Below are 1,982 nucleotides of genomic sequence, written 5' to 3'. Positions count from 1 at the left end.
ATTCTGCCGGCAGCAGAGCGCCAGCAGTTACTGGTGGATTTCAACGCCACGCAGGCCGATTTTCCGCCGCAGGCGCTGATCCATGACCTGTTTGAACAGCAGGTCGCCCGGACGCCCGATGCCCTTGCCGTCCTCTTTGAAGAACAGACGCTGAGCTATGCGGCCCTCAATCGGCGGGCCAATCAGCTGGCGCATTACCTGATTGAACTGGGGATCCAGCCGGATGATCGGGTGGCGATTTGTGTCGAACGCAGTGTAGAGATGGTGATTGGCTTACTGGCGATCCTCAAAGCGGGCGGCGCGTATGTGCCCCTTGACCCCACTTATCCGGCTGAGCGACTGGCGTATATGTTAGCCGATGCCGAACCGGTGGTGTTGCTGACGCAAACAACACTGGGCGACAGCGTTGGGGAGTTTGCATTACCGATGGTCAGACTGGATGATCTGCCCTCCCCCGTGCTGGCGAACCAGCCCGACACCAATCCGGTGGCCGCCATGCAGGGGCTCACTTCACGTCATCTGGCGTATGTGATTTATACCTCCGGCTCGACCGGCCAGCCGAAAGGGGTGATGAACAGCCACCGAGCCCTGTGCAACCGGCTGGTGTGGATGCAGAACACCTACCCACTGACGCCCGAAGATCGGGTGTTGCAGAAAACCCCGTTCAGTTTCGATGTCTCTGTCTGGGAGTTTTTCTGGCCGCTGCTGTATGGTGCCCGGCTGGTGATGGCCCGGCCGGAAGGCCATAAAGAGGTTGATTATCTCGTCCGGTTGATTGAACACACCGAAATCACCACCCTGCACTTTGTGCCGTCCATGTTGCAGCAATTTGTGCAGGGGGTTCAATCCCCGCACACCTTGCCCACCCTCCGGCGAGTCATCTGCAGCGGTGAAGCCCTGCCCGCCGAGTTGCAACAACGCTTTTTTTCTCGTTTTCATACGGAATTACACAATTTATATGGTCCGACGGAAGCCGCCATCGACGTTACTTATTGGGCTTGTCAGCGTGATGATAAACGCCATTTTGTGCCGATTGGCTCCCCGATTGCCAATACGCAACTGTATGTTTTGGATAAAGGGGGCAACCCTGTGCCCCTTGGTGTCAGGGGGGAAATCCATATCGGCGGCGTCGGTGTTGCCCGCGGTTACCTGAACCGACCGGCACTGACCGCCGAGCGCTTTATTGCCGATCCATTCTCCACTGAGCCTGATGCCCGCCTGTACAAAACCGGCGATCTGGGCCGCTGGCTGCCGGATGGCAGTCTCGAATACCTGGGCCGGCATGATTTTCAGGTGAAACTGCGCGGTTTCCGCATTGAATTAGGGGAAATAGAAGCCGGCCTGATGCAGTGTCCGGGTGTACAGGAAGCCGTGGTGATTGCCCGTGAGGCGAATAACGGCGAGCAACGGCTGGTCGCTTACGCAGTGCCACAGCCGGATGCCGCGCTGGACGCCGCCAGTCTGCGTGACCAGTTACATACCCGGCTGGCGGAATACATGATCCCCAGCGCCTTTGTGGTGTTAGAGACCTTCCCGCTGACCCCCAATGGCAAGTTGGATCGTCAGGCCCTGCCCGACCCGGACTTATCTGCCGTGATCACCCGGGACTATGCGGCCCCCGTCGGAGAGGTGGAAACTGCGTTAGCCGACCTCTGGCAGGAGTTACTGAAACTGGACCGGGTCGGTCGTCACGACCATTTCTTTGAACTGGGCGGCCATTCCCTGATGGCCCTCAGCCTGATTGAACAGCTACGCCGGCGGGGATATGTACTGGAAGTGCGTAGTGTGTTCGCCACACCCACACTGGCGGAGATGGCGCAGGCGATACCGGCCCGGCAGGAGACGCCGGATGATGGGGTGCCACCCAACCGCATTCCTGACGGTTGCACACACGTCACGCCCGATATGTTGCCACTGGTGACCCTGTCACAGACTGATATTGACACCATTGCGGCGGCCGTGACCGGCGGCCATGCCAATGT

General features: G+C 59.1%; 1 protein-coding gene. It reads left to right on the top strand.

What is annotated here, in order from left to right:
- Positions 1-1,982, top strand: a 1,982-nt coding sequence (locus AACS90_RS22575; RefSeq protein ID WP_153043712.1) for a non-ribosomal peptide synthetase, incomplete at both ends; no start/stop codon positions are given.

The organism is Xenorhabdus sp. KK7.4, assembly GCF_963876465.1.
Classification (GTDB): Bacteria; Pseudomonadota; Gammaproteobacteria; order Enterobacterales; family Enterobacteriaceae; genus Xenorhabdus; species Xenorhabdus stockiae.
The sequence above is the reverse complement of the archived record's forward strand: the minus strand, read 5'-3'. Positions and strand labels throughout refer to the sequence as shown.